The organism is Gordonia phthalatica (assembly GCF_001305675.1).
GTDB lineage: Bacteria > Actinomycetota > Actinomycetes > Mycobacteriales > Mycobacteriaceae > Gordonia > Gordonia phthalatica.
In genome coordinates, this window is sequence record NZ_CP011853.1 from 3,444,211 (window position 1) to 3,470,712 (window position 26,502).

Consider the following 26,502-nt stretch of genomic DNA (forward strand, 5'->3'; position numbering starts at 1 on the left):
TTTCTCGGTCTTCTCTGCGGCTTCCGCCACGTGTCACATCCTCTGCGTCGCCCCGCGTGTCGTGCTTTGCGAAGTTGACGCTACTCGGCGCATCCGCCTCGCGCGTGACCGCCGTCGGATTCAGTCGTCGAGGTGTGCGAGGAGTGCCGAGAGGAACTCCGGGCTCGCGTCACGGTGCACGCTGTGACCGGCTTCGATCCGGACGAAATCCGCGTTCGGCAACGCCTCCGCCACCGACCGGAGGTGATGCGCCGGCAGAAAACTGCGGGCGCCGCCGGAGACCACGAGGGTCGGTGCGCTGACATTCCGGAGCGACGCCCACCACTGCGGATCGGGCGTCTGGAATTGGGTCATCACCGGTTCGCCGAGTGCGCGGTCGTAGCGGAGGAAGGGCCCCGGGTTGGCGAGCAACGCGCCGAAACCGCGGATCCGCTCGCCGAACGACGCGGTCGGCGCGATGTCCTCGGCAGCATCGGCGTCGTCGCGCGGCATCGGCGGCACCTCTTCCAGGACGAGGCGACGCACGCGCGCGGGGCTGGTCATGGCGTAGCGGAGGGCGGCGTGTGCGCCGAGCGAGTGGCCGACGAGGTCGAATCGGGCGAGCTTCAACCCGCCGACCACGCGGTCGATGTCGGCGGCGAAGTCGTCGAGCCGGTAACTGTCGGAGCGGCCGCTGCGACCGTGCCCGCGGAGGTCGACGGCGACGGTCGGGCGACACGTGGCGCGGAGCGTACGGACGGTCGGTCCCCACGTGGTGTGGTCGCCGCCCATGCCGTGAACCAGGACCACCGGTGTCTGTCCGGTCAGGCAGCCGGAGACGTCGACGGCGAGGTCGGGAGCAGACGCATCAACCGAACGGATGAAATTCACCCCGCCAGCGTAACGCCGTCGGCGGAGAACCTGCAGGGTGGCCTGGGTTCGATCCAACGACACCACCCCCGACGAGGACCTACCGAATAGGAATACAAAGTGATCCCCTGCATACTCCTATGCGGAAGTAATCTACTTCACTTTCCATCGAGATCTCCCTCCCACTCGAAAGGTATCTTCATGTCAGGACTCGGCAGTCTCCTCGGCGGCGGCAGCAGCGACAGCAGTAGCGATCCCACCTCGGCAATCCTCGGACTCCTCGGCGGAGTCCTGGGCGCCGGCAGCAGTGACCCGGGAAGCTCCCTCGGGGGCTCGAACCCAGCCCCGTAGCTTCGGTTCACGCGGGAGGGCACGTCACGAAAACACGCGCCCTCCCGCCATCCCCTCAGACACCGAGCGGCCCGACCACGTGAACATCCTGCACGTCCTCGATGCTCACGTAATCCCTTCAGATGACACCTGAACACCCACGTCAGACCTATGTTGTGTGCTTTGCGGCAAATTCGCGCCTTAGGTGGAAATGTGTCGTGTTGTAATGCATACTTGACCGCGGACGTTAGGCCAATCACTTCCAGTCGGAAGTGCCCTCTCCCCCTTCGAAAGGACTACCCATGTCTTCAGTCGGCAACTCCATCTCCAGCGCCATCAACACCGCCATCGGCGACGCCGTCGGCACGCTGACCGCCGGAATCCTGAACGCCGGAAGCTCGGCAGGCAGCTCCAAGTAGCCGACCACGGCATCACTTCGTTCGAGAGGGCACGCGGCATCGTCCGCCTGTCCTCTCGAATCGGTTTCATGACCCTCCACACACGCAATCTGCGCACCGCCGACCTCGGCGAGGCGGTCGAACTCGTCATCGCCGCCATACCGGAGATCCCCCTCTACACCTGGGCCCTCGGCGACTCCGCCGACGACCCCGGCGTCATCGACTGGCTGGCTCGAGCGCTCCTTCGAGGCCATCTCGCGAACGGCACCGCCGTCGGCGCGTTCGCCGACGATTCACTCGTCGGTGTCGTGACGTGGGCCGCCGCCGAACGCGCCACCCCGCCGGTCGACGCCGACGCCGCCGCCCACGACGTCGCGGTGTTGAAGGCCCACCTCGACATGGCCAAGCGCCTCGCACTGACGATGCAGATGGAACGCGAGTCGCTGATGCATCCGGACCCCGAAGCGGTCCACGTCGAGATCGCCGCCGTTCGCGCAGACCACCGTCAGCGCGGTGCGCTGATGGCTCTCATGCTTCCGATCCAGACCATGTGCCGCGACGAGAATCGCCGGTTCACATGCGTGACCGGGAGCGCGACCCTCCGCCGCGTCTTCGCCGCCTCCTTGAACATGACCGAGTACCGCACGACCGCCATCGGCGACGTTCCCCTGTACTGCCTGACGTCAGCGGTTCCGCCGGTCGTGCGCCCGCGTAACCGCTGATTGTCGCGACCGATATCCTCTGGCGAATGCACTCTTCCACCGGTCGAAGCATCAGCACCGGCCTGATCTTCGCCGTCGTCTCCGCGATCTCGTTCGGCATGTCGGGCCCGTTCGCCCGCGGGCTTCAGGACGTCGGATGGTCTTCCGGTGCCGCGGTCACCGCGCGCATCGCCCTCGGTGCAGTCGCGCTCCTCGGCCCGGCCGCGTACGCGATGCGCGGACGGTGGGCGCTCCTCGCGAACGGTCGAACGCAGTGGACGTTGCTGGCGTACGGCCTCGTCGCCGTCACCGTCCCGCAGCTCTGTTACTTCTACGCGGTGTCGACGCTCGACGTCGGCGTCGCGCTGTTGATCGAGTACACCTCGCCGCTGGCGGTGGTCGGCTGGATGTGGTTCCGCTACGGGCAGGTCCCGACCCGCCTCACGTTCGTCGGCACGCTCATCGCGGCGGCCGGGCTGGTCCTGGTGCTGCAGTTGTTCGGCACCGTCTCACTCGACGCCGCGGGCATCGCGTGGGCCCTCGGAGCCATGGCGGGCAACGCCGGATACTTCGTCATGTCGGGCCGGTCGGGCACCGACCTGCCCGCGATCGCGATGGCCGCGATCGGCCTCCTCTACGCAGCGGTCCTGCTCGGCGTCGCCGGGCTGGTCGGGGTGCTGCCGATGACCGCGTCGCTCGACGACGTGACGCTGGCCGACCACCGGTTGGCGTGGTGGATCCCGGTCGTCGCGCTGGGTCTCATCACGGCGGCCTTCGCCTACGCGACCGGGATCGCGGCGGTGCGCCGCCTGGAGCCTCGACTGGCCTCGTTCGTCGCGCTCACCGAGTTGCTCGCCGCAATCGTCGCCGCGTGGCTGATGCTGGATCAGGTGCCCGACCGCATCCAACTGGTCGGTGGCGCCCTGGTGCTGGCGGGTGTGATCGTCGTGAAGCTCGGGGAACGTCCCACACCAGAGACCGAGATCCCTGTCCCGGGCTGACTCTCGCGGACTAGCGTTAGGTCATGTCCGATTCCCCGCGCGATGTCCTCGGTCCCCTCGCTCCGTTCGCCGGCCTCTGGCGCGGCCAGGGCGCCGGTCACTACGCCACCATCGACAGCTTCACCTACGACGAGGAGATCGAGCTGGCGCCGAGCGGCCGGCCGTTCCTCTTCTACCGTTCCAAGACGCGGGCGCCGGGCGGCGGTCGTGCGATGCACACCGAGACCGGATTCCTCCGCCTCGCGGGCCCGAACCACATCGAACTGCTGGTCGCCCAGCCCACCGGGTTCGTCGAACTGCAGCGCGCCGAGGTGGACGGGCCGTCGCTCCTGTTCACCCAGCACACCCTGGGCGTCTCCCCCGACGCGAAGCAGGTGCACAGCGTTCGACGGCGCTTTCAGATCAGCGGGGACACCCTGGTCTACGACCTCTGGATGTCGTACGCCGACGTCCCCGTCTCCCACCACCTGCGGGCCGAACTGCAGCGCGTGTAGCGACGTCGACCCGCTTCCCACATGAGGCGTTGCTTCCCGCTACATGTCGGACGTGTAGCGAGAAGCAACGCCTCATGTGGGAACGGTTACCCGGTGCGGGAGTGGTTACCCGGTGCAGGAATCCACAGCACGACGTCGAATCGCAGACCTGTGGACAACGGATGCGACAAACCGCCCGCTGATGGGTTCACTGAAGCCATGTGGCCCACAGACTCCATCGGACTGGTCCGACGCAGCAGAGCACTCGACGTCGGCATCACAGATCTCCAGTTGAAGCAGGCGTTGCGCGACGGCGAACTGACTGTCGCGGATCGGGGCAAGTACGCGATAACAGCTCTCCTCCCACCCGTCGACATCCTGGGCAGTGCCAGGTTCGACGACGAGCTGTACCGGCTCAAATGCATCGCCGCGGCCCTCGACGACCAATGCCGCCTCGCACTGAGCCATGAGTCCGCGGCCGCAGTACTGGGGATGGCCACTCTGCGGCCGAGTCGGGATGTCGTCCACTTCAGCAGTCCGGCATCAACCGGCGGCCGTAAGCTCCGCACCCGGCATGTTCACACCGGGCTTCCCGCCGGATCGACGATGGTCGTCGCCGGCATCGAGGTCACGACGCCTGCCCGCACTGCGATCGACATCGCTGCCGCCCGCGGATTCGCCGCGGGACTGGCCGCCTGCGACAGTGCCCTGCGCATGGGAGTGACGGTCGACGAACTGCTCGACGAACTGGGCAAGCGCCGCGTGCGCGGGGCCGCCGATGCCCGCGCCGCGATTCAGTACGCCGACGGTCGTTCAGCCAACCCGTACGAGTCGTGGGGCCGAGCGCAGATCATTCGAGCAGGACTCCCGGTACCAGACCTGCAGACGCACTTCGTCCTCCCCGACGGGTCGAACGCCTACTGCGACTACTCCTGGGACCGGAAGGTGGTCGCCGAATACGACGGCAAGCGCAAGTACTGGCGCGACCTCCGTCCCGGCGACGACCCCGGCGACGTCGTCTACCGCGAGAAGAAGCGCGAGGACGGCCTCCGCGCTCTGAAACTCGCCGTCGCGCGGTGGATCACCGACGACCTCCACGCCGAAACCGTCGTCACCAAGGTCCGTGAGGCATTGCTCGACGAACGCTTGATCTGACGTCGACTCGCTTCCCACATGAGGCGTTGGTTCCCGCTACATGTCAGACGTGTAGCGGGAACCAACGCCTCATGTGGGAACGGTTACCCGGTGCGGGAACGCCCCCCGCCGACAGCAGAACGCCCGCCCCGCCGAAGCGGGACGGGCGTTCAAAAAGCCGTCAGGCTAGATCATCACTTGATGATCTTGGTGACGCGGCCGGCACCGACGGTGCGGCCACCCTCGCGGATAGCGAAGCGCAGGCCCTCGTCCATGGCGACCGGCTGGATCAGCTTGACGCTCATCTCGGTGTTGTCGCCCGGCATGACCATCTCGGTGCCCTCGGGGAGGGTCACGACGCCGGTCACGTCCGTGGTGCGGAAGTAGAACTGCGGACGGTAGTTGTTGAAGAACGGGGTGTGACGGCCGCCCTCGTCCTTCGACAGGATGTACGCCTGGCCCTCGAACTCGGTGTGCGGGGTCGTGGTGCCGGGGGCAACGATGACCTGGCCGCGCTCGACGTCCTCGCGCTTCAGACCGCGGAGCAGCAGGCCGGCGTTGTCGCCAGCCTGAGCCGAGTCGAGGAGCTTGTGGAACATCTCGATGCCGGTGACGGTGGTCTTCTGCGACTTCTCGCGGATACCGACGATCTCGACCTCAGCGTTGACGTTGATCTCACCGCGCTCGACGCGACCGGTGACGACGGTGCCACGACCGGTGATCGTGAAGACGTCCTCGACGGGCATCAGGAACGGCTTGTCGGTCTCGCGGACCGGGTCCGGGATCGACTCGTCGACAGCAGCCATCAGCTTCTGGACCGACTCAACCCACTTCGGGTCGCCCTCGAGCGCCTTCAGTGCCGAGATCGGAACGACCGGAGCGTCCTCGTCGAACTCCTGGGCGGCCAGCAGTTCGCGGACCTCCATCTCGACGAGCTCCATGATCTCTTCGTCGTCGACCATGTCGGCCTTGTTCAGTGCGACGAGGATGTAGGGAACGCCGACCTGGCGGGCCAGGAGGACGTGCTCGCGAGTCTGCGGCATCGGGCCGTCGGTGGCGGCCACGACCAGGATCGCACCGTCCATCTGAGCAGCGCCGGTGATCATGTTCTTGATGTAGTCGGCGTGACCCGGAGCGTCGACGTGAGCGTAGTGACGCTTCTCCGTCTGGTACTCGACGTGGGAGATGTTGATCGTGATACCACGAGCCTTCTCCTCAGGCGCCTTGTCGATCTGATCGAAAGCGAAGCTCTCGTTCAGGTCCGGGTACTGGTCCGCCAGCACCTTGGTGATGGCAGCCGTCGTGGTGGTCTTGCCGTGGTCGACGTGACCGATGGTGCCGATGTTCACGTGCGGCTTGGTCCGCTCGAACTTCGCCTTCGCCACTGTGTGTCCTCCTGGACTGTTGTCGCTGCCGGGTGGTTCCCGACAGTGGGTTTGTTACTTCCTGCCGTCGGCAGGAGCAGTTTGGTGATTCGGTGTCAGACCGAAACCCGATTCTCATCGGGTCTGGCCGTCCACCTTATTCTCTTGTGCGCTCGGATTCGATACCCGCCTCCGACGCGAGGTCCGCCAATACGGCGAGCGAGACTACTCGCCCGTCGCCTTCGCGATGATCTCCTTCGAGACGTTCGCCGGAACCTCAGCGTACGAATCGAAAACCATGGAGTAGTTTGCTCGGCCCTGAGTCTTCGACCGCAGGTCTCCGATGTAGCCGAACATCTCCGACAGCGGGACCTGAGCCTTGACGACTCGTGCACCGCTGCGCTCCTCCATGGCCTGGATCTGGCCACGGCGGGAGTTCAGGTCGCCGATCACGTCGCCCATGTAGTCCTCCGGAGTCGTGACCTCGACGGCCATGATCGGCTCCAGGATGACCGGCGACGCCATCTTCGCAGCTTCCTTAAGGGCCTGCGAACCGGCGATCTTGAAGGCCATCTCCGAGGAGTCGACGTCGTGGTACTGACCGTCGAGGAGGGTGACCTTCAGGTTGACCAGCGGGTAGCCGGCCAGAACGCCGTACTGCATCGCGTCCTGCGCACCGGTATCCACCGAAGGGATGTACTCGCGCGGAACGCGACCACCGGTGACGGCGTTCGCGAACTCGTAGGTCGCGCCGTCCTCGGCGTCGACCAACGGCTCCAGCTTGATGATGACCTTGGCGAACTGGCCCGAGCCACCCGTCTGCTTCTTGTGGGTGAACTCGTGCTTCTCGACGGTCTTGCGGATGGTCTCGCGGTACGCGACCTGCGGCTTGCCGACGTTGGCCTCGACCTTGAACTCGCGCTTCATACGGTCGACCAGGATGTCGAGGTGGAGCTCGCCCATGCCGCCGATGACGGTCTGGCCGGTCTCCTCGTCGAGCTTGACCGAGAAGGTCGGGTCCTCTTCAGCGAGCTTCTGGATCGCGGTGCCCAGCTTCTCCTGGTCGGACTTGGTCTTCGGCTCGATCGAGACGTTGATGACCGGGTCCGGGAAGGTCATGGACTCGAGAACGATCGGGTTCGCGATGTCGCACAGGGTGTCACCGGTGGTGGTGTCCTTGAGGCCGATCATCGCGTAGATGTGGCCGGCCACCGCGTTGTCGACCGGGTTCTCCTTGTTGGCGTGCATCTGGAAGAGCTTGCCGATGCGCTCCTTCTTGCCCTTGACGGCATTCAGGACCTGGGTGCCCGGATCGACCTTGCCCGAGTAGACGCGGACGAAGGTCAGCTTGCCGAAGAACGGGTGCGCAGCGATCTTGAACGCCAGGGCCGAGAACGGTGCGTCCTGGTCCGGGTGGCGCTCGATGATCTCTTCTTCGTTGTCGACGACGTGGCCCTGGATCTCGCCGATGTCCAGCGGGTTCGGCAGGTAGTCGATGACAGCGTCGAGCATGGGCTGAACGCCCTTGTTCTTGAACGCGGAGCCACAGAGAACCGGGTAGATCTCCGAGTTGATCGTGAGCTTGCGGATGGCGCCCTTGATCTCCTCGATCGAGAGTTCCTCACCGGCGAAGTACTTCTCCATGAGGGCTTCGTCGGACTCGGCGACGGTCTCAAGCAGCTTCTCGCGGTACTCGGCGGCCTTGTCGGCGAGGTCGGCGGGGATCTCCTCGATGGTCGGCTCGGCGCCGATCTCGACGGTGCCGCGCCAGGTGATGGCCTTCATCTCGAGGAGGTCGACGACGCCGTCGAACTCGTCCTCGGCACCGATCGGAAGCTGCATGACGAGCGGCTTCGCGCCCAGGCGATCGATGATCGTCTGCACGGTGAAGTAGAAGTCCGCGCCCATCTTGTCCATCTTGTTGACGAAGCAGATGCGGGGGACGTCGTACTTGGTGGCCTGGCGCCAGACCTGCTCGGACTGGGGCTCGACGCCTTCCTTGCCGTCGAAGACGGCGACGGCGCCGTCGAGCACGCGGAGCGCGCGCTCAACCTCGACGGTGAAGTCGACGTGACCGGGGGTGTCGATGACGTTGATCTGGTTGTTGTTCCAGAAACAGGTCACGGCGGCGGAGGTGATGGTGATACCACGCTCCTTCTCCTGCTCCATCCAGTCGGTGGTCGATGCACCGTCGTGGGTCTCACCGATCTTGTAGTTCACACCGGTGTAGTAGAGGATGCGCTCGGTCGTGGTGGTCTTGCCGGCGTCGATGTGCGCCATGATGCCGATGTTGCGGACCTTGGTGAGGTCGGTGAGCACTTCCTGTGCCATCTAATCCCTCCGGGATTCTGTTCGCGCTTAAGTCTTGTTCAAAATGGGGGCCTACCGCCGAAACAGTAGTCCGAGTCGGGCGTCGGGGCTGGGTTTGCTTTCGCTCCCCCAGCCCGACGTCACGACCAGGCGCTCAGCCGCCCCCTTGAGGAACAGCCGTGCGCAGCAGTGCGGACTACCAGCGGTAGTGAGCGAAGGCGCGGTTGGCTTCAGCCATCTTGTGCGTGTCTTCGCGACGCTTGACCGAGGCACCGAGACCGTTCGAGGCGTCGAGGAGCTCGTTGGCCAGGCGCTCGACCATGGTCTTCTCGCGACGCTGGCGGCTGAAGGTGACCAGCCAGCGGAGAGCCAGGGTGTTGGCGCGACCGGGCTTGACCTCGATCGGCACCTGGTAGGTGGCGCCGCCGACGCGGCGGCTCTTGACCTCGAGGGTGGGCTTGACGTTGTCGAGCGCACGCTTGAGGGTGACGACCGGATCGGTGCCGGTCTTCTCGCGAGCCTGCTCGAGGGCTTCGTACACGATGCGCTCGGCGGTCGACTTCTTGCCGTCCAGCAGGATCTTGTTGACGAGCTGGGTGACCAGCGGCGAACCGTAGACGGGGTCGCTGATCAGCGGGCGCTTGGGAGCGGGTCCTTTACGTGGCATTTAGATCAGTTCCCCTTCTTGGCGCCGTAACGGCTGCGAGCCTGCTTGCGGTCCTTGACACCCTGGGTGTCGAGCGAGCCGCGGATGATGCGGTAACGAACACCCGGGAGGTCCTTCACGCGACCACCGCGGACGAGCACCATCGAGTGCTCCTGGAGGTTGTGGCCCTCACCGGGGATGTAGGCGGTGACCTCGACGCCACTGGTCAGGCGCACGCGGGCGACCTTACGCAGAGCGGAGTTCGGCTTCTTCGGGGTGGTGGTGTACACGCGGGTGCACACGCCACGACGCTGCGGGCTGCCCTTCAGGGCGGCCGTCTTCTTGGCGGACGTCTTGTCCTTGCGGCCCTTGCGGACCAGCTGGTTAATAGTTGGCACTGAGTTCTTTCTCGTTGCGGACCGGCTCTCGCCGGGCCTCGTTGTGTTCGTTGCGGTTTGTGCTCCGGGCAGGTAGATCACTGCGCTCACGCACAGAAATCGACTTCCGCAACCCGCCCCACCCACACATTTGTGCAGGTCAGGATTGAAACGTGCACCCGCTGTCGGGCGTGTCGCCCGCCGTATGCTTGAGCACGGTCCCACCACCGTTCGTCTCCGCGTGGGAACCGAACCGGTGAGCGGCGCCGAGCATGGCAAGGCACCGACGAAATACTTTACCGCCCCGATTTGGCTCGGTCAAAATCATTGACAGGCCTGAACGCGAGGCCTCCCGGCGGTGCCGAGCGGCTCTGCCCGACTACCTCTCGCCGACGCCCGCGAGCAGCGCGCGAGCCGCCCGTCGAGCACGGTCCGAATCGCCGTCGACGACGGCTTCCACGACCGCTGTGTGCTCCTGCTCGTACGAGAATCCCGGGCCGACGTCGTGCTGGCCGATCGAGTTCCGCAGGGCCGGCAGCAGCGAGTCGTAGAACTCGAGGTAGACGGCGTTGTGGCTCGCGGCCACCACCGCGCGGTGCAGCCGGGTGTCGTCTTCGATGGCGGCGTTCCGGCCGGTCTCGTCGACCGCGTCGTCGCGCCAGGACCGATTGCGCTGAGCCAGCAGTCTCCTCAAGGTCGCGATGTCGTCGGCGTCGCGACGCTTCGCGGCGAGCCCGGCCGCGGTGACCTCGAGCGCCTCGCGCAGTTCCAGGAGGTCTTGCCTGCGCGCGGCCGCGAAGAAGTCACCGAAGGCGACCTCCTGCTCGTCGACGGCGATCACATACGTGCCCGACCCCTGCCTACGCTCCAGCAGTCCCGCGTGCACCAGGGACTGCACGGCTTCGCGCACGGTGTTGCGGGCGGTGCCGGTCATCTCGCAGAGGGCGGGTTCGGTAGGGATCCGCTCCCCGACCGCCCAGCGGCCCGCGGAGATCTCGTCGCGCAGCTGTTGCGTGACCTGACCGATGAGCGTCTGCCGTTTGACCGTTTGCACGGCCGCAGTCTAAATCACTTTGCGCCGATACAACCATTCATCCTACGATTTCCTGTCATGACGGCCGAGACGACGACAGTTCGCGACATCACCCCACCGCGACCGACCCGCGGCGGCGAGTGGCGCGGGCGGATCATCGTGCTGGCCGCGATCATCATCTTCTCGCTGAGCCTGCGCACCGCGGTCACCTCGATCGCTCCACTGCTGACTCGGATCGGCGACGAGGTGGGCTTCGGGACGTCGATCATCGGCGTCATCGGGATGCTTCCGACGCTGATGTTCGGCGCCGCCGGCGTCTTCGCCCCCGCACTCGGCCGCCGTTTCGGCATCGAGCAGGTGACCCTCGCCGCCGTGGTCTTGACCGGTGTCGGCATCGCGACACGATCGTTGGTGCACGAGGTGTGGCCGTTCCTGATCCTCTCGTGTGTCGCCCTGTTCGGCATGGGTGTCGGCAACATCCTGATCCCGCCGCTGGTGAAGCGGTACTTCAGCGATCAGATCGCCGTGATCAGCACCGCCTACATCACGTTCGTGCAGCTCGGCACGGCCATTCCCGCGGCCATCGCGGTTCCCGTCGCCGACGCCGCGGGATGGCGGATGTCGCTGGCGATGTGGGCGCTGGTCCCGGCCGTCTCCCTGCTGCCGTGGGTCTGGGTGGTCCGCGAGCGTCGTCGTACCGTGCGCGCCGAAGCCGAGCTGCCTGCGGAGGCGCGCCCCGCGGCGGAGACCGCAGCACGACTGCCCGTCTGGCGCACTCCGATGGCGTGGGGCCTGACGCTGATGTTCGGTATGACCTCGCTGATGACCTACTCGCTGTTCACCTGGCTGCCGTCGGTCCTGAGCGACGCAGGCGGGTCGGAGGCGTTGGGCGGCGCGATGGTCGCGCTGTTCTCCGGTGTCGGCTTCGCGGGCACGCTGGTGGCACCGGTGCTGTGCACGCGGTTCGCGAATCCGTTCGGGTTCGCCGTCCTGTTCGCGGCGTCATGGCTGATCGGCTTCGCCGGTCTGCTGTGGGCGCCGCTGACCCTCACGTGGCTGTGGGTGATCTTGATCGGCATCGGCCCCACCACCTTCCCGATGGCGCTGACCCTGATCAATCTGCGCACCCGGACCAGTGCGGGCTCGGCGTCACTGTCGGGCTTCGGCCAGGGCGTCGGCTACCTGTTCGCCTGCTCGGGTCCGACGCTGTTCGGCATCCTGCACGACGCGACCGACTCGTGGGCGCTGCCGTTCGCGTTCCTCACGGTCACGGTCGGCGTCATGCTGATCGGCGCGTGGGCCATCTGCCGTCCGCGGTACCTGGAGGATCAGCTGAGCTGATCACGACAGCGGGAGCTCTGCCACCGGGGCCGAGATCATCTTGTCCGGAGTGGCCGAGTCGCCGACGGTGAACGCCACGGCCGTCGCCCCCCTCATGTCCGTGATCATCGCGGTGGTCGACGGTGAGACGTCGGCGTCCGACATGGTTCCCGCGAGCTTCGGCCCGCTCGGACCGATCAGCCACATCTGGTAGATGGTTCCGGGAGCCGGTCGCGGGACGTCGTTCATCACCAGGACACCCTCGCCCGTTGACGGGGAGTAGGTGACGGTCGCCTGACCGCCCGCGACCGTTCCGGTGGTCGTGCGGACGTCTGGCGCCGCGAAGATCTGTTCGGTCTGCGACGGTGCGGCCTGCTCGCCGCGTCCGGCGACCGTGTAGCCGATGACGCCGCCGGCGGCGAGCACGATCGCCGCGGCTGCCGCAGCGGCCACGAGTCTGAGTCGGCGACGATCGCGTACGGGCGATCCGACCGCATCATCCCGTGCGGACGGCTGTTCGTCGAGTCTCGACAGAACCCTGTCACGGAGCTGAGACGGCGGCTCGACGGCAGTCGCCTCGCTCATTCGCACGAGCGTCGCGCGCACTGCCTTCAGCTCGTCCTCGAATGCTCGGCGATCGGTCTCATCGGCCTGCGCCACCGCCTTCAGGATGCGCGCCCGCTCCACATCGTCCACCGCATCGAAGGCGATGAGCGGCGCGAGGTCGCGGAGGTCATCGTAGTCCTCACTCACTGCCCAAGCACCCCCTCAATCGCTTCAGACCGTCGCGGATGCGGCTCTTCACGGTGGGCAGCGCGACCGCCAACCGGTCGGCGACCTCGCGGTAGGTGAAGCCGTCGTAGTAGGCCATGCTCACCGCCTGTGCCTGCAAGTCGGTCAAGGTACCGAGGCAGTCGCGCACGCGACCGCCGGCTTCGCGCATCAGCACCTCGTCGTCGACACCTGCGACGACCTCGGCGAGCGACCGCAACCCGTACCGGTTCTCGCGAGCACTGGCAGAGCTCTCGGAACGCACCCGGTCGACGGCGCGCCGGTGCGCGATGGTCAGCAGCCACGACATGGCGCTGCCCTGCTCGGCGTCGAACCGACCGGCGTCCCGCCAGATCTGGAGATAGACGTCCTGCGTCACCTCTTCGCTGTACCCCGGGTCGCGGAGGACCCGCAGGACCATGCCGTATACGCGCGGCCCGGTGCGGTCGTACAGGTCTGCGAACGCTGCGCGATCGCCGGCCGCCACGAGTTCGAGCAGATGCTCCAGTCGATCCGCATCGACAGTCATCGGCCGCTCGCCCGCGGTTCGGAGGATGTCATCAGGTGACAGCCTAGCCGGAGCGAACGCGACGGTCATGACAGACGGTTCATCTACGGCACCGGCGGCTTCGTGAAGCCGAGCTGGTACACGTCCAGGTAGCCGGACCGGAAGCCGGCCTCGGAGTAGGCCAGGTAGAACGTCCACATCCGACGGAACACGGAGTCGAACCCGAGGTCGGCGATGACGGCGTCGCTACGAACGAACCGCTCGCGCCACAACCGCAGCGTCCGCGCGTAGTGGCATCCCATCGCCTTCTCATCGACCAGGTCGAGTCCGGTGTGGGCGGTCGTGACCTCGCGCAGCGCTTCGATCGAGGGGAGCTGGCCGCCGGGGAAGATGTACTTGTGCACCCAGGTGTACGTGCCCTCGGACGCCAGCATCCGCGCGTGCGGCATGGTGATCACCTGGACGGCGGCGCGACCACCGGGCACCAGCACCCGATCGAGCGTGCGGAAGTACGCCGGCCAGAATTCGCGACCGACCGCTTCGAGCATCTCCACCGAGACGATCGCGTCGTACTCGCCGTCGACGAGCCGGTAGTCCAGCAGGTCGACGCTGACCCGATCGGCGAAGCCGGCCGCGGCGACGCGCTCGAGCGCCAGCTCGCGTTGTTCGCTGGACAGGGTCAGCGATCGGACGTGCGCACCGCGCGCGGCAGCGCGGAGGCAGAGTTCGCCCCATCCGGTGCCGATCTCCAACAGCCGGGTTCCCTCGCCGACGCCCGCCTGGTCCAACAGGCGGTCGATCTTCGCGCGTTGCGCGTCGGCGAGCATCGACCAGTCCGCCGTCTCCGCAGCCGAATCCGAGCCGAAGTAGGCACTCGAATAGCTCAGCGTCTCGTCGAGGAAGGCTCCGAAGAGCTCGTTGGACAGGTCGTAGTGCCGGGCGATGTTGGACCGCGTGTTCGCGACGGTGTTCTGCTCGTCATCGGGGTGGCCAGGCAGCACCAGCGAACGGAGTCGCTGGAGCGGCGCGGGCACCAGTTCCGCGACGCGTTCGGCGAACGGGGTGAGCACGCCGACGAGGTCGTCGGTGGTCCAGTCCCCCGCCATGTACGCCTCACCGAATCCGATGAGCCCGGACGTGCCGAGCCGGTGGAACAACGACTCGGGGTCGCGCACGATCATCCGCGGAAGCACCGCGTCGGACGCGGCACCTCCCAGCCGTCCGTCGGGGTATTCGACCGAGATCGGGAGACGTCGAGTGGCGGCGGCGAAGAGTCGACCGGCGGCGAGGGCGCGGAGGCGGGACGTCGGTCGGTGTGCCACATCGGGCCACGCCCGAGGGTCCACGTGGATGTCGGCGGGCGAGTACGGGAGGCGGTGATCGGTGGTCATGTCACGAGTCCTTCGGTCGGCGAAGTGCATGCGGGGGGTCGGCGGGAATCGGGTCAGCGGGTCGATCGACGATGCGCAGGCCTCGCGCCCACAGCCACACACCGTGGATGCGGATGCGAGCGGCAACGAGCCACGGGGCGAGCGGGGCGGTGAGTTGCGCGGTGATCACCGCACCGACGGTGGCCGGTCGCGTTCGGCCGACGAGCGTCGCGGTGAACGGCGCCTGACCGGGCCTGTCCAGAATCACCGAGAGCCGGACGCGGCCCGCGGGATCCGGTTCGGGCAGCGCCAGACGGTAGCGGCCGGAGACGTCGTTGAACGGCGAGACGTAGAACTCCTTCTCCACCTCGGCACGACCGGCCGCGTCGGTGCGCACCAGGTAGCAGTGCCGACCGCCGTACGTGTTGTGCACTTCAGCGACGACGTACTGCAGGGCGCCCGCCGCGTCGTGGCACCAGAACACGGTCAGCGGATTGAAGACATAGCCGGCCACCCGCGGTGAGAGCAGCGCGGTCACCGCTCCGGTCGGGCGGGCGACGCCGACATCATCGAGGTGGGCGTCGAGACGACTGCGCAGGGTGTCGCCCGATTGCGCGGGCTGAGGGAAGTGGTCGGCCGCCCGGAAGCGCGCCGCCCAGCGCAGGGCTCGCGGGAGTTCCGGGAGCTCGTCGATGTCGACGAACCAACTCAGACTGCGGTGCGCGAACCGGTGGTCGACGGGCTCGCGCCGTACATGGTTGATCCGCGTCGCGACGAGTGACGGGGTCGAAGGCGCGGTCATCGCGCCGCCACCGCCTGGGTCTGCGTCGACGTGGGCCAGGTGCCGCCGAGGAGCTGCGCAGCGCGCGCCCCCGAGGCCGCGCCGTCCTCGTGGAAGCCCCACCCGTGGTAGGCGCCGGCGAAGACGACGGCCCGGGTGTCGATCTGCGACAGTCGCTGCTGCGCCGCCACCGAGTCGAGGTCGTAGATCGGATGCTCGTAGCGCATCTCCGCGAGGACCGTCGTCGGGTCGACCAGGTCGGTACGTCCCATCGTCACGAGGTGGCGTGGACCGTCGCCCGGCAGTCGCATCAGGCGGGTCATGTCGTAGGTGACGGCAATCCCGCTGCCGTCCGGCACGCTGTCGTCGCGGATCTGGTAGTTCCAGGACGCCCGCGCGTTCATCGCGACGGGGAGCAGGCTCTCGTCGGTGTGCAGGACCGCAGGCTTCTCGACGTAGCCGATGGCGCCCAGCACGTCGGCCTGCAGCGTCGTCGGCGCCCGGAGCATCGACAGCGCCTGGTGCGGGTGCGTCGCGACCACGGCGGCGTCGAACAGAGAGGTGGTTCCGCCGGCGGTCACCGCGACACCGGAGCCGATCTCGGCGAGGTCGTCGACGGGGGCGGACAGTCGGATCTCGCCGCCGTGCGCACGCACGTGGTCGGCGACCGCGCGAACATAGGTCGCCGAACCGCCGACCACTGTGCGCCACTCGGGTGAGCCGTGGACCGACAGCATCCCGTGATGGTCGAGGAAGGTGAAGAGATACCGGGCCGGATAGCGGGCGGCCGTCTGCTCATCGCACGACCACACGGCGGCCACCAGCGGCAACAGGAAGTTCTCGCGGAAGTAGCCCGACAGGCGGCTGCGGCGCACGAAGTCGTCGAGGGACTGGTCGTCGCCGGGATCGTCGAGCACGCGGCGCGCCAGCCGATGGAACCGACTGACCTCCGCCAGCATCAGCAGGTAGCGGCCGCGCACCAGATTTCGTGGGACAGGGAACAGACCCGACAGGCCGCGCGCGCCCGCGTACTCGAGACCGGTCAGTTCCGAACGGACCGACATCGACATGTCGGTGGCCTGGGTCGCGACGCCGAGGTCGTCGAAGAGTCGGCACAGGGTGGGATAGGTGCGGTCGTTGTGGACGATGAAGCCGGAGTCGACCGGCATCGGCGAGCCGTCGGCGGCGGTCACCTGGTGCGTGTGGGCGTGCCCGCCGAGGCGGTCATCGGCCTCAAAGATCGTCACCTGAGCGCTCGGTGCCAGGAGGTAGGCGGCCGTCAATCCGGCCACGCCGCCGCCGATCACCGCGACTCGTCGTGCCGTGGGCTGAAGGTCATTGGTTGCAGTCACGGAAGCCATTCGGAGCCACCTCGCGAGCGGATGGGTGGGCACACTGGAAACCATGAACTCAACGGCCATCGTCTGGTTTCGCCGCGATCTCCGCCTCTACGATCTGCCGTCGCTGTCGGCCGCGGCTGACCGCGCGGAGTCGGCGCTCGCCGTCTTCGTGCTCGACGACGCCCTGGTGCGTCCGTCGGGTGCACCGCGGACCACCTTCCTCGCCGGATGCCTGGAGGCTCTCGACGCCGATCTCGGCGGGCGGCTCCTGGTGGTGTCGGGCGATCCGGTTCAGGTGATCCCCGAGCTCGTCGACGTTCTGTCCGTCGACTCGGTGCATGTGAGTGAGGATTTCGGCCCGTACGGGCGTGCCCGGGACGAGGCGGTGGAGGCGGCCCTGCCGGCCTCGGTGCCGCTGATTCGGACCGGCTCCCCGTACGCGGTGTCGCCCGGGCGCGTCCGCACCAAGGCCGGTGGGCCCTACCGTGTCTTCACTCCGTTCAAGCGGGCGTGGCTCGACCACGGGTGGCATTCGCCCGCGCTGACGGGGCCGGACACCGTCGATTGGCTCGACCCCGATGCGGTTCTTCCGCGCGGCCGCATCGAACGTCTGGGGCGTGCCGCCGTCGCCGAGCTGCTGACCGAGGAGGCGAGTGATGCCGCGGCGTTGCCTGTCGCCGGGGAGAAGGCCGCGCTCGAGCGATGGCGCGCGTTCCGGGACGGCGGGACCAGCGAGCTGGATCGTTACGCTGACGACCGAGACCGGCCCGATCTCGACGCGACGTCACGCCTGTCGCCGTACCTGAAGTTCGGCTGCCTCCATCCGCGAACGATCCTGCACGATCTGCGGGCGCGGACCGACGACGGCGCAACCACCCTGCGCAGTGAGCTGGCCTGGCGCGACTTCTACGCGGATGTCCTCTTCCATCGCCCCGAGACTGCTCGCACCGGCGTCGACGCGAAGTTCGATCGGATGGAGTACGACAGCGGCCCGGACGCGGATGCGGCGTTCGACGCCTGGTGCCGCGGCCGCACCGGGTACCCGATCGTCGACGCCGGGATGCGCCAGCTGCTGGCGGAGGGCTGGATGCACAACCGGGCGAGGATGATCGTGGCGTCGTTTCTCACGAAGGATCTGCACCTGCCGTGGTGGCGCGGCGCGCGGTACTTCATGACGCACCTGGTCGACGGCGACCTCGCGTCCAACCAGCACGGCTGGCAGTGGACGGCCGGGTGCGGCACCGACGCCGCCCCGTACTTCCGGGTGTTCAATCCGGTGTCCCAGGGCGAACGCTTCGACCCGTCGGGCGACTACGTGCGCCGCTGGGTGCCCGAGCTTCGCGGCATCGCAGGCAAAGCCGTGCACCAGCCGTGGAAGCAGGCGGGCGGACGCACGGCCGAGCCCGCCCTGTTCGACGCCGCCGACGGCGACCGAGGCTACCCGCCGCCGATCGTCGACCACGCTGAGGAACGCGTGGTGGCCCTGGCTCGCTACCGCGATCTGTGACGCGCGACGCCCGTCATCCCAGGCGGGCGAGTACCTCCGGCAGACCGACGGCACCCCGCACCGCGGACCGACTTCCACTGCGTCGACGACAGGACCGGTGTTCTGGAGAGCACGAAGCCGGACGTCCGGGCGGGGTCGGTCACCAGCGCCCACGAGTAGTCCCTGCCGAGCGCCACGATCACACAGTTCGGCGGGTGGTGGCGACCGCGCTGCGGACGGTCACTCCACGCTGCTCCGACATCGTCTATTCTCCTGGTCTCCACAACGTTCCTGGTACGGACAGCATCGGCGCGCGGAGCGCACGCCCGCGGTGCGTCGTCCCGATCGAGACGACGCACCGCGTCGCCCGCTACCCCGCCGCCGATGCGCTCCTCACTTGTCGGCGGGCGGAGTGAGGACCTTGTCGATCAGGTAGACGGTCGCGTTGGCGGTGTGCACGCCACCGCAGATCACCCGCGCTCCGTCGACCGACAGATCATCGCCGCTGCCGGTGACCTCGACGGTCGCGCCCTCGACGGTCTTGTGCTTGCCGACGACCTGATCGGGACCGAGCTGACCGGAGACGACGTGATAGGTCAGCAGGGACTTGAGCGCGGGCGCGTCGGTCTTGAGCATGTCGAGAGTGCCCGGATCGACCTTGGCGAAGGCGTCGTCGACCGGCGCGAACACCGTGAACTCGCCGCCGTTGAGCGTGTCGACGAGGTTCACCTGGGGGTTGAGCTTGCCCGACAACGCATCGGTGAGCGTGGTCAGCATCGGGTTGTTCGACGCGGCCACGGCGACCGGTGACGTCGCCATGCCGGTCACCGAGCCCGGTCCGGTCGGCACCTTCTTGGCGTAGTCGGCGCAGCCCGGTCCCACCAGATCCGCGGCGGGGTCGGCGCTCATCGGCGACGAGTTCATGGCCGTGGTCGCCATCGGCGAGCTCGACGCCGCACTGTCCATGTCGTCACTCGAGCAGGCGGTCATCGACGCCGCGACAGCGAGGGCGAATCCCATCGCAGTCACCTTGACGGCCGTCTTTCTTCCTGCGCGCATCGTTCGTGTTCTCATCGGCTGCTCTCCCTTGTCGTGGACCGCGGCGGTTGCCTGGGTCATCAGCAGTGCCGTCAGTCATTCGGGGCCGTCGCGAAAACGGATGGGTCCGATGTCGACGCGTTCTCGGTCGAGCCTGCTAGACCCGACCGCGCGACCCATCCGGGACCGGTACCGCGCCGAATGACCTGCATGACCTCACTGATAGCGATCGGCTTCGTCGGCGGACTCATCACCGGGATCTCACCGTGCATCCTGCCGGTGCTGCCGGTCCTGTTCTTCTCGGGCGCCCAGAACGCGCGCACCGACGACGCAGACGGGAATGCCGAGGGTGTCGCCGAGGACGCAGGGGACGCGTCGACGCGACGGGACCGCCTCGCCGAGAGCTCCCGCCCCTACCGGGTCATCGCCGGCCTCGTGACGAGTTTCTCGCTCGTCACCCTGGTGGGGTCGAGTCTGCTGTCGCTGGTGCGCCTGCCCCAGGACAGCATCCGGTGGGCCGGTCTGGTGGTGCTGACCGCGATCGGGTTGGGACTGATCTTCCCGCGGATCGAGCAGCTCCTGGAGAAGCCCTTCGCACGACTGCCCCAGCGTTCGGTCGGTCGAGGTCGTTCCGGCTTCGGCCTGGGACTGGCGCTGGGCGTGCTGTACGTGCCGTGCGCGGGCCCGGTGCTCGCCGCGATCGTGGTCGCGGGCGCGACCGGTGAGATCGGGGCCCGCACCGTGGTCCTGACCTTGTCGTTCGCGATCGGCGCGACACTGCCCCTGCTGTTCTTCGCTCTCGCCGGGCGACGAGTCGCCGAGCGCGTCGGAGCGTTTCGCCGCAGGCAGCGCCTGATCCGCGTCGCAGGCGGCGTGGTGATGATCGCGTTGGCCGTCGGACTGGTCTTCGACGTTCCCGGCGCACTGCAACGCACGATCCCCGACTACACCGGAGCCTTGCAGAACTCCGTCGGCGGCGGCGATGATCTGAACCGCCGGCTCGATCTCGGCGGAATCGTGACCGACGAGAACCGACAGCTCAGCAACTGCACCGACGGCGCCGAGGAGTTGCAGAGCTGCGGCGCCGCACCCCGGTTGACGGGCATCACCGACTGGTTCAACACTCCCGACGGCCAGGCGCTGCCCCTGTCGCACCTTCGGGGGAAGGTGGTCTTGATCGACTTCTGGGCGTACTCGTGCATCAACTGCCAGCGAGCGATCCCGCACGTCGTGGACTGGTACCGCGCGTATCGCGACAGCGGTCTGGAGGTGATCGGCGTGCACACCCCGGAGTACGCATTCGAGAAGGTGCCGGCCAATGTCGTCACTGCCGCGCGGCGCCTGGGCATCGAGTACCCGATCGCGCTCGATCCGGCGTTCTCGACGTGGACGAATTATCGGAACAGCTACTGGCCGGCGCAGTACCTGATCGACGCGTCCGGGACCGTCCGGCACATCGACTTCGGCGAGGGCGGATACGAACAGTCCGAGCGGCTGATCCGAGAGCTGCTGACCGACGCGCATCCGGGGATCGATCTGCCCCGGCCCACCGAGCAGACAGACACCACGCCCACCGAGGCGACCACTCCCGAGACATATCTGGGAGTCGGCAAGGTCGTCAACTACGGCGGTTCCACGCCCTACCGTGCAGGCACCGCCGACTTCGAGTCGCCCCGCGAACTTCGCTCCGACACCTTCGCTCTCGGCGGTCGCTGGACGCTGGACTATCAGGGAGCGCGCGCCGACCACGACGCGACCATCACCCTCGACTACCGCGCGAAGGACGTCTACATCGTCGCGGGCGGCACCGGAACGATCAGCGTCACCGGCAGCGGCGGGACTGGCGACGGCGGGACTGTCGCCAGCGGGCCGGTCGCCTCGCTTCCGATCAGCGGACCGCCGACTCTGCACCGGATCGTGCACAGCTCGGCCGCCGAGCGCGGTCGCGTCGAGGTGTCGATCCCGGAGGGCATGACGGTCTTCTCGTTCACGTACGGGTGACGTCGGCCGGTCCGCGGTGCTCGCCGCGCCGCTCCCCTTCCCCGCTCGGCCGACGCCGATCATCCCAGGCGGGCAAGTTCCTCCGACAGACCGACGGCACCCTGTTCCAGCAGCCTGCGGACCGCGGGGCGCAGCAGCGGCGCAAGCAGGCCGAACACCCCGTGGAAGTCGAACTCCACCGCATAGGTGACGGCGGTGCCGTCCGGTCGCGGCTCGATCCGAATGGTGTCGACCGCGGTCACCGCGGGCTTCTCCCCGCGCAAGCGGATCAACATGTGCGGCTCCAGGTCGACGAGCCGGTAGTCGAGGTCGGTCTCGCGACCGGCGAACCGACTGGTGACGCGGTAGACGACGTCGCCGTTCGGCGTGCCGACGTCGTCGGACAGCCGAATCACCTTCACGGCGTTCGGGTCCCACTGTTCGGCGTTGGTGAAGTCCGCCAGGTAATCGAAGACGGCGACGGCCGGGGCGGTCGTCGTGACGGTGCGCTGCATGCTGATCATGGCTGTGTTCCTTCTCAGAGTCCGGCGGCCGCGAGGACGTCGTTCCAGACGGCGCGACGGTCGGCCTCGTTCGTTTCTCCCGACAGCAGTCGGTAGTTCATCGGGCGCGGGCGGCGGTCGTGCCAGAAGCGGCCGGTCGGAGGTCTCGGGGTGGTCGCCGCCAGCCAGATCGCGGTGTCAGCGCCCTGCTCTGCGGTGCGCAGCAGCGGACCCATCGCGCGGCCGAAGCGTGGCAGCGACTGGGCGACCCCGGGGGTGTCGACCCAGCCGGGATGCATGCCCGCCGTCATGACGCTCGCGTCGGCCCACCGCTCGGCGAGGATCGGCACCATCTCGGTCTGGATCCGTTTGCTCCGCGCGTAGGCCCGCGCGCCGCGGTATTCGCCGGACCGGTAGTCGATGTCACCGACCGGCAGCACCGCGGTGTACATGCCGCCGGACGACATGAAGATCACCCGCGCGTCCGAGCTCGCCGCGAGCTGCGGGAGCAGTCGTTCGGTGAGTCGGATCGGGCCGAGGACGTGGGTCGCCAGCGACAGTTCGTGCCCGTCCGGCGACTCGGTGCGGGTCCGGGGCATCACGCCCGCGTTGTGCACCACGACGTCGACGGAGTCTTCGGCGAGCCGGGCCGCGAGATCGTCGACGTCGTGGGGGTCCGACATGTCGCCGAGTTCGATACTGACCCGGGCATGTGGTCGTCGTGCCTCGAGGTCGGCGCGGACACGGTCGGCGCGTTCGCGATCTCGTCCCACCAGGATCACTCGACCGCCCAGCGCCAGCGCGCCGGCGGCGATGGCCGCGCCGATGCCGGAGGTCGCGCCCGTCACCACTACTGTCCTCCCGGTCAGCGCTTTCGATTGAGGATCGTCGTCGGGCCACGACGCCGCGCGCACCCGGTAGCCCACCCGCGAGTAGCCTGCGACCACCGCTCGGTCGAGTGCTGTGTCGAGCAGTTTCATCGGTGTTCCATGCCTTTCCGTTGTCCGAACACTGCAGTCATTCGGAGCGGTCGCCGATTCGGATCGGTCCGCGGTGTTCCAGGTGAATGACGTCAGGCGATCCGGGTGAGCATCGGCTCCGAATCACTCAACGTCATGACTCAGCGTCGAACCACCACTGGTAAGGAACCCAGATGAGCTTTGAGCACACCGCCCTTCTCGATGCCCCGATCGACGAGGTCTTCGCCTGGCACGAACGCCAGGGAGCACTGCTGCGGCTGCTCCCGCCGTGGCAGCCGATGCGGGCGGTCCGCGAGGCGTCGTCGATCGCCGACGGGCACGCGATCCTCGGTCTGCCCGGCGGATTGCGATGGCGCGCGCAGCATCTCGTCGATGAGTACGACCCGCCGCATCGGTTCGTCGACGAGCGGATCTCCGACGGGATCGCCACCCTTCCCGCCCTGCTGTCCGGTCCGTGGAGGCACGAGCACGAGTTCGCCGAAGAGAGCGCGACCACCACCCGCCTCACCGATCGGGTCCACACCGCCGTGCCCGCGACGCTGCTGCGGCCCACCTTCCGCTATCGGCACCGGCAGCTGGCCGACGACCTCGCCTCCCACACGTCGGCCCGCGCTGCGGGTCTGGCACCGTCGGTGGTGGCGGTCAGCGGCGCCTCCGGAATGGTCGGCTCCCAACTCTGCGCGTTCCTCACCACCGGCGGCCATCGGGTGATCCGCCTGGTTCGCCACGATCCGCGGAGCCGGGACGAACGTCGGTGGGACCCCGACGCCCCGGCCGCCGACCTGCTCGACGGAGTCGACGCGGTGATCCATCTCGCGGGAGCCCCGATCGCCGGCCGATTCACGGACCGGCACCGTGCCGCGGTGCGCGACAGCCGCGTCGGACCGACGCGCCGCCTCGCGGACGCGGCCGCCGGCGCCACGGACGGACCGACGGTGTTCATCAGCGCCTCGGCGATCGGCTTCTACGGGCACGAACGGCCTGACGAGACGCTCGACGAGAGCGCCGCCTCCGGCGACGACTTCCTCGCAGACGTTGTGCGGTCGTGGGAGGAGGCGACTGCGCCCGCAGCGCAGGGCGGTCTCCGGACCGTGCAGGTGCGGACCGGCATCGTCCAGAGCCCGCGCGGGGGCACCCTGCAGATCCAGCGTCCGCTGTTCACGGCGGGTCTCGGCGGTCGTCTGGGCAGCGGGAAGCAGGTGCTGTCGTGGATCGACCTGGACGACCTCGTCGACGTCTATCACCGCGCACTGTACGACGCCGAGCTGTCCGGCCCGGTGAACGCGACGGCTCCGGAACCCGTCGCCGGGACCGAGTACGCGAAGACTCTCGCATCGGTGTTGCGGCGGCCTGCGCTGCTGCCGACGCCCGCGCTCGGCCCACGGCTGATTCTCGGTGACCAGGGCGCCCGCGAGCTGGCGCTGGCCGACCAGCGCGCGGTGCCCGCAGCGCTCGCCGCCCGGGGACATCGGTTCCGCAGGGGATCGCTCGAGGCCTGCCTCCGGCACCAGTTGGGTCGCATGCACTGAGCCGCTGCACGCCGAGGTCGCCTTCACGACGACCTCGGCGTGCGACGGTCGGAGAGATCAGTCGCAGAGTCGGCGGATCTGCTCGAAGCCACCGGTCGTCGGCGACGTCAGATACAGGCAGTCGTCGTTGCCTGCTCGCGCGATGGCGCGTCGGACGGCGGACCATTGCTTCGAGGACAGCGACGGCGTACGGGAGAGGACGAACCCTGAGCCCCGGCGCGAATCGGTGACGTGCGCCCACGAGTAGTCCGGTCCCACTGCGGTCACGATGTAGTTGGCGCGCCCGCGATCCGGATTCGGGATGCCCGGGAAGCTCACATGCAGTCGTGCGTGGGTCTTCGTGTCCAGCACGGTGGCCGTGCCCTTGATCCGGTTCATCTGTCCGGTCCACGTGGTGCACGAATTGCGGACCGTGACATCGCCGCGCGGACTGAGCGAGTATCGCGCCTGGGTGTCACGTGCGCAGACCAGGTTGAACGCCTGCGGAACGGCCGCCAGCTGATGCCAGCTGCCCAGGTACTCCGACAGGTCGAACGCGGCGAACGGCGCGGGTGACGCCGCGTCTGCTGCCGCGGGGACGGCGGTCGCACAGGCGACGGCAGTGAGCATTATCGCGAGGGCGCGTCGTCTCACGCCGCCTCGGGCTCGACGAATGGTGACTGGTGCGGTCGGGGCTGACATGACGGTCTCCTGCTCCTGTGCTGCGGCATTTCCGTGGCGGCGTCGACGAAAACGAACGCCATCAAGGATTCGGAGACGGGTCTGATTCGGATGGGAGACGACTGCGCCGTCAGAGCTTCCCGAACGACACTCCCTTGTACGTCCACCCGGCGCCGGTCACGGCGTCCTGGATCGGCTCTTTGATCTCCCCGGTGCGGAACCGATAGTTGTACACCTGGCCGTACTGGCCCTGCTCGGTGAACGCGTACGCGGTCCCGAACGACGCCTCCACCTTCTGCCCGCGAAAGGCCTCGACCTTCATCGACAGCGACGGCACCCCCGCGCGCCATTCGACGGTCCACTCACGGTCGACGGCACGGACCTCGTTCTGCGCAGGATCCAGCTTCAGCAGGATCTGGAACACCGAGATCAGCGACGCTTTCGCGAAGACGTCGTACCAACGGGCGTCGACGATCCGCCATTCGGCGACGAAGTCGCAGCCCTCGTCGGGCCGGGCCGGTCGGATCTGGAAGGGCGCCGTCGGGCGGTTCACGGCCATGACGGCGTTCGCGACCTCCTGCGGACTGCGCGCCTGGGTTCCGGCGGCAGGTTTCTTGGTGCCGGTCAGCTTGTCGAAGAGTCCCATGGCCATGACCGTATCCACTGGTGACGGCTTTGGGCAGGGGTGTCGGACGACTGACCGACCAGCCGCTCAGTCGCCGATCGTGTGAGGCAGCTTCACCGAGCCTGCGGCAGGCTTCGACGGCCGCGACGGCGGCGGAACCACCGGCCCCACATCGCCGTCGGGTGCTACGTCCAGGTCGAGGAAGACCGGCGCATGGTCGCTGGGCTTGGTGCCCTTGCGCGCCTGCCGGTCCACCCACGACGCCTTCGCGCGCTCGGCCACCGAACCGCCGGCGAGGAGGAAGTCGATTCGCATGCCGAGGTCCTTGTGGAACATCCCCGCGCGGTAGTCCCAGTAGGTGTAGATCTGCTTGTCGGGCCAGTGGTCGCGCATCACGTCGTGCAGACCGAGAGCCTTGAGCGCCTCGAAGGCCTCCCGCTCCGCCGGCGTCACGTGGGTGTGGCCGACGAAGGCCTCCGGGTCGAAGCAGTCGGCCTCGGTCGGGATGATGTTGTAGTCGCCGCAGATGACGGTCGTATCGGCGTCGGGTTCGACGGCCAGCCGCAGCTTCTCCAGCCAGTTCAACTTGTAGTTGTAGTGGTCGGAGTCCACTTCGCGGCCGTTCGGCACGTACACCGAGTAGACGCGGACACCGTCGCACACCGCGGACACGGCACGCCCCTCCGGCTCGCCTGCGGGATCGGGGAAGCCCGGTGCGTCGGGGAAGGCGACGCGGACGTCGTCGAGCCCCACCTTGCTGAGGAGCGCGACGCCGTTCCACTGGCCCTGCCCGGCATGCGCGAACTCGTAGCCGCGGGCCGCGAGTTCGTCACCGAGTTCGGCGGCGAACGCCTCGTCGGACACCTTGGTCTCCTGCAGGCACACGACGTCGGGCTGACGGTCGTCCAACCAGGGCAGAAGTCGCGGTACCCGCTGCTTGACAGAGTTCACGTTCCAGGTCGCCAGGCGCATACCGGCAACCGTAGTCGTCCGGT

At 67.9% G+C, this 26,502-nt stretch carries 26 protein-coding genes; 8 read left to right on the forward strand and 18 right to left on the reverse strand.

Annotated elements, in window-relative coordinates:
* Positions 1-120: 120 nt before the first annotated feature.
* Complete coding sequence (locus ACH46_RS16105) at positions 121-870, reverse strand: alpha/beta fold hydrolase (RefSeq protein ID WP_120298749.1); 750 nt, start codon at positions 868-870, stop codon at positions 121-123.
* Positions 871-1,666: 796 nt separating this feature from the next.
* Here ACH46_RS16105 and ACH46_RS16110 point away from each other — a divergent pair.
* From ACH46_RS16110 to ACH46_RS16125, 4 genes are all read left to right on the forward strand, one after another.
* On the forward strand, positions 1,667-2,299 hold the full coding sequence (locus tag ACH46_RS16110; protein WP_062393817.1) for a hypothetical protein: 633 nt from the start codon (positions 1,667-1,669) through the stop codon (positions 2,297-2,299).
* 26 nt (positions 2,300-2,325) lie between these two features.
* Positions 2,326-3,279, forward strand: a complete 954-nt coding sequence (locus tag ACH46_RS16115; protein WP_062393818.1) for an EamA family transporter — start codon at positions 2,326-2,328, stop codon at positions 3,277-3,279.
* A 23-nt stretch (positions 3,280-3,302) separates the two neighbouring features.
* Positions 3,303-3,773, forward strand: coding sequence for a heme-binding beta-barrel domain-containing protein (locus ACH46_RS16120; RefSeq protein WP_062393819.1), 471 nt, complete (start codon positions 3,303-3,305; stop codon positions 3,771-3,773).
* Between the two features lie 198 nt (positions 3,774-3,971).
* Complete coding sequence (locus ACH46_RS16125) at positions 3,972-4,907, forward strand: hypothetical protein (protein ID WP_062393820.1); 936 nt, start codon at positions 3,972-3,974, stop codon at positions 4,905-4,907.
* Between the two features lie 173 nt (positions 4,908-5,080).
* Here ACH46_RS16125 and tuf read toward each other — a convergent pair whose 3' ends face one another.
* The 5 genes from tuf to ACH46_RS16150 all read right to left on the reverse strand — a co-directional run bounded on the left by tuf (position 5,081) and on the right by ACH46_RS16150 (position 10,637).
* The gene (gene tuf, locus ACH46_RS16130) at positions 5,081-6,271 is read right to left on the reverse strand and encodes an elongation factor Tu (RefSeq protein WP_062393821.1); all 1,191 of its coding nucleotides are present in this window, start codon (positions 6,269-6,271) and stop codon (positions 5,081-5,083) included.
* A 204-nt stretch (positions 6,272-6,475) separates the two neighbouring features.
* Positions 6,476-8,581 carry an elongation factor G gene (gene fusA, locus ACH46_RS16135; protein ID WP_062393822.1) on the reverse strand — a complete coding sequence of 702 codons (2,106 nt, stop codon included), beginning with the start codon at positions 8,579-8,581 and terminating at the stop codon, positions 6,476-6,478.
* Between the two features lie 175 nt (positions 8,582-8,756).
* Complete coding sequence (rpsG, locus tag ACH46_RS16140) at positions 8,757-9,227, reverse strand: 30S ribosomal protein S7 (RefSeq protein WP_062393823.1); 471 nt, start codon at positions 9,225-9,227, stop codon at positions 8,757-8,759.
* 5 nt (positions 9,228-9,232) lie between these two features.
* Positions 9,233-9,604, reverse strand: a complete 372-nt coding sequence (gene rpsL / locus ACH46_RS16145) for a 30S ribosomal protein S12 (protein WP_006894477.1) — start codon at positions 9,602-9,604, stop codon at positions 9,233-9,235.
* A gap of 358 nt (positions 9,605-9,962) precedes the next feature.
* On the reverse strand, positions 9,963-10,637 hold the full coding sequence (locus ACH46_RS16150) for a FadR/GntR family transcriptional regulator (protein WP_062393824.1): 675 nt from the start codon (positions 10,635-10,637) through the stop codon (positions 9,963-9,965).
* A gap of 57 nt (positions 10,638-10,694) precedes the next feature.
* Here ACH46_RS16150 and ACH46_RS16155 point away from each other — a divergent pair, with 57 nt between their 5' ends.
* The gene (locus tag ACH46_RS16155) at positions 10,695-11,957 is read left to right on the forward strand and encodes a CynX/NimT family MFS transporter (protein WP_082399729.1); all 1,263 of its coding nucleotides are present in this window, start codon (positions 10,695-10,697) and stop codon (positions 11,955-11,957) included.
* Here ACH46_RS16155 and ACH46_RS16160 read toward each other — a convergent pair whose 3' ends face one another.
* The 5 genes from ACH46_RS16160 to ACH46_RS16180 all read right to left on the reverse strand — a co-directional run bounded on the left by ACH46_RS16160 (position 11,958) and on the right by ACH46_RS16180 (position 16,673).
* Positions 11,958-12,689 carry an anti-sigma factor gene (locus ACH46_RS16160; protein WP_062393825.1) on the reverse strand — a complete coding sequence of 244 codons (732 nt, stop codon included), beginning with the start codon at positions 12,687-12,689 and terminating at the stop codon, positions 11,958-11,960.
* Positions 12,682-13,236 carry an ECF RNA polymerase sigma factor SigK gene (gene sigK, locus ACH46_RS16165; RefSeq protein ID WP_062395537.1) on the reverse strand — a complete coding sequence of 185 codons (555 nt, stop codon included), beginning with the start codon at positions 13,234-13,236 and terminating at the stop codon, positions 12,682-12,684. Before sigK ends, ACH46_RS16160 begins: the two co-directional genes overlap by 8 nt.
* A gap of 83 nt (positions 13,237-13,319) precedes the next feature.
* Entirely contained in the window at positions 13,320-14,606 is a 1,287-nt protein-coding gene (locus ACH46_RS16170) for a class I SAM-dependent methyltransferase (protein WP_062393826.1), read from the reverse strand.
* Between the two features lies 1 nt (position 14,607).
* Positions 14,608-15,387: a DUF1365 domain-containing protein gene (locus tag ACH46_RS16175; RefSeq protein WP_062393827.1), complete on the reverse strand. Its 780-nt coding sequence runs from the start codon at positions 15,385-15,387 to the stop codon at positions 14,608-14,610.
* Complete coding sequence (locus ACH46_RS16180) at positions 15,384-16,673, reverse strand: NAD(P)/FAD-dependent oxidoreductase (RefSeq protein WP_062393828.1); 1,290 nt, start codon at positions 16,671-16,673, stop codon at positions 15,384-15,386. Before ACH46_RS16180 ends, ACH46_RS16175 begins: the two co-directional genes overlap by 4 nt.
* 97 nt (positions 16,674-16,770) lie before the next feature.
* Between ACH46_RS16180 and ACH46_RS16185 the strand changes: the two genes are divergently transcribed.
* Complete coding sequence (locus tag ACH46_RS16185; protein ID WP_062393829.1) at positions 16,771-18,213, forward strand: cryptochrome/photolyase family protein; 1,443 nt, start codon at positions 16,771-16,773, stop codon at positions 18,211-18,213.
* Here ACH46_RS16185 and ACH46_RS21985 read toward each other — a convergent pair.
* Both ACH46_RS21985 and ACH46_RS16190 read right to left on the reverse strand, forming a co-directional pair.
* Positions 18,198-18,551: a lipocalin family protein gene (locus ACH46_RS21985; protein WP_417935258.1), complete on the reverse strand. Its 354-nt coding sequence runs from the start codon at positions 18,549-18,551 to the stop codon at positions 18,198-18,200. The two genes, ACH46_RS16185 and ACH46_RS21985, sit on opposite strands and share 16 nt — an antisense overlap.
* A gap of 34 nt (positions 18,552-18,585) precedes the next feature.
* Positions 18,586-19,212: a fasciclin domain-containing protein gene (locus ACH46_RS16190; protein ID WP_062395538.1), complete on the reverse strand. Its 627-nt coding sequence runs from the start codon at positions 19,210-19,212 to the stop codon at positions 18,586-18,588.
* A 228-nt stretch (positions 19,213-19,440) separates the two neighbouring features.
* Here ACH46_RS16190 and ACH46_RS16195 point away from each other — a divergent pair, with 228 nt between their 5' ends.
* Positions 19,441-21,231 (forward strand): cytochrome c biogenesis protein CcdA, encoded by a 1,791-nt coding sequence (locus ACH46_RS16195; RefSeq protein WP_062395540.1) that lies wholly within the window; start codon positions 19,441-19,443, stop codon positions 21,229-21,231.
* Between the two features lie 59 nt (positions 21,232-21,290).
* Here ACH46_RS16195 and ACH46_RS16200 read toward each other — a convergent pair whose 3' ends face one another.
* Positions 21,291-21,734, reverse strand: coding sequence for an SRPBCC family protein (locus ACH46_RS16200; protein WP_062393830.1), 444 nt, complete (start codon positions 21,732-21,734; stop codon positions 21,291-21,293).
* A gap of 14 nt (positions 21,735-21,748) precedes the next feature.
* Positions 21,749-22,693: an SDR family NAD(P)-dependent oxidoreductase gene (locus ACH46_RS16205; protein WP_062393831.1), complete on the reverse strand. Its 945-nt coding sequence runs from the start codon at positions 22,691-22,693 to the stop codon at positions 21,749-21,751.
* Positions 22,694-22,866: 173 nt separating this feature from the next.
* Between ACH46_RS16205 and ACH46_RS16210 the strand changes: the two genes are divergently transcribed.
* Positions 22,867-24,222 (forward strand): TIGR01777 family oxidoreductase, encoded by a 1,356-nt coding sequence (locus tag ACH46_RS16210; RefSeq protein ID WP_062393832.1) that lies wholly within the window; start codon positions 22,867-22,869, stop codon positions 24,220-24,222.
* Between the two features lie 57 nt (positions 24,223-24,279).
* Here the strand turns inward: ACH46_RS16210 and ACH46_RS16215 are convergent, their stop codons facing one another.
* The 3 genes from ACH46_RS16215 to ACH46_RS16225 all read right to left on the reverse strand — a co-directional run bounded on the left by ACH46_RS16215 (position 24,280) and on the right by ACH46_RS16225 (position 26,479).
* On the reverse strand, positions 24,280-24,831 hold the full coding sequence (locus tag ACH46_RS16215) for a lipocalin family protein (RefSeq protein ID WP_062393833.1): 552 nt from the start codon (positions 24,829-24,831) through the stop codon (positions 24,280-24,282).
* Positions 24,832-25,012: 181 nt separating this feature from the next.
* Positions 25,013-25,528 carry a hypothetical protein gene (locus tag ACH46_RS16220; RefSeq protein ID WP_062395542.1) on the reverse strand — a complete coding sequence of 172 codons (516 nt, stop codon included), beginning with the start codon at positions 25,526-25,528 and terminating at the stop codon, positions 25,013-25,015.
* A 66-nt stretch (positions 25,529-25,594) separates the two neighbouring features.
* Positions 25,595-26,479, reverse strand: a complete 885-nt coding sequence (locus ACH46_RS16225; RefSeq protein WP_062393834.1) for an exodeoxyribonuclease III — start codon at positions 26,477-26,479, stop codon at positions 25,595-25,597.
* Between the last annotated feature and the right edge of the window lie 23 nt (positions 26,480-26,502).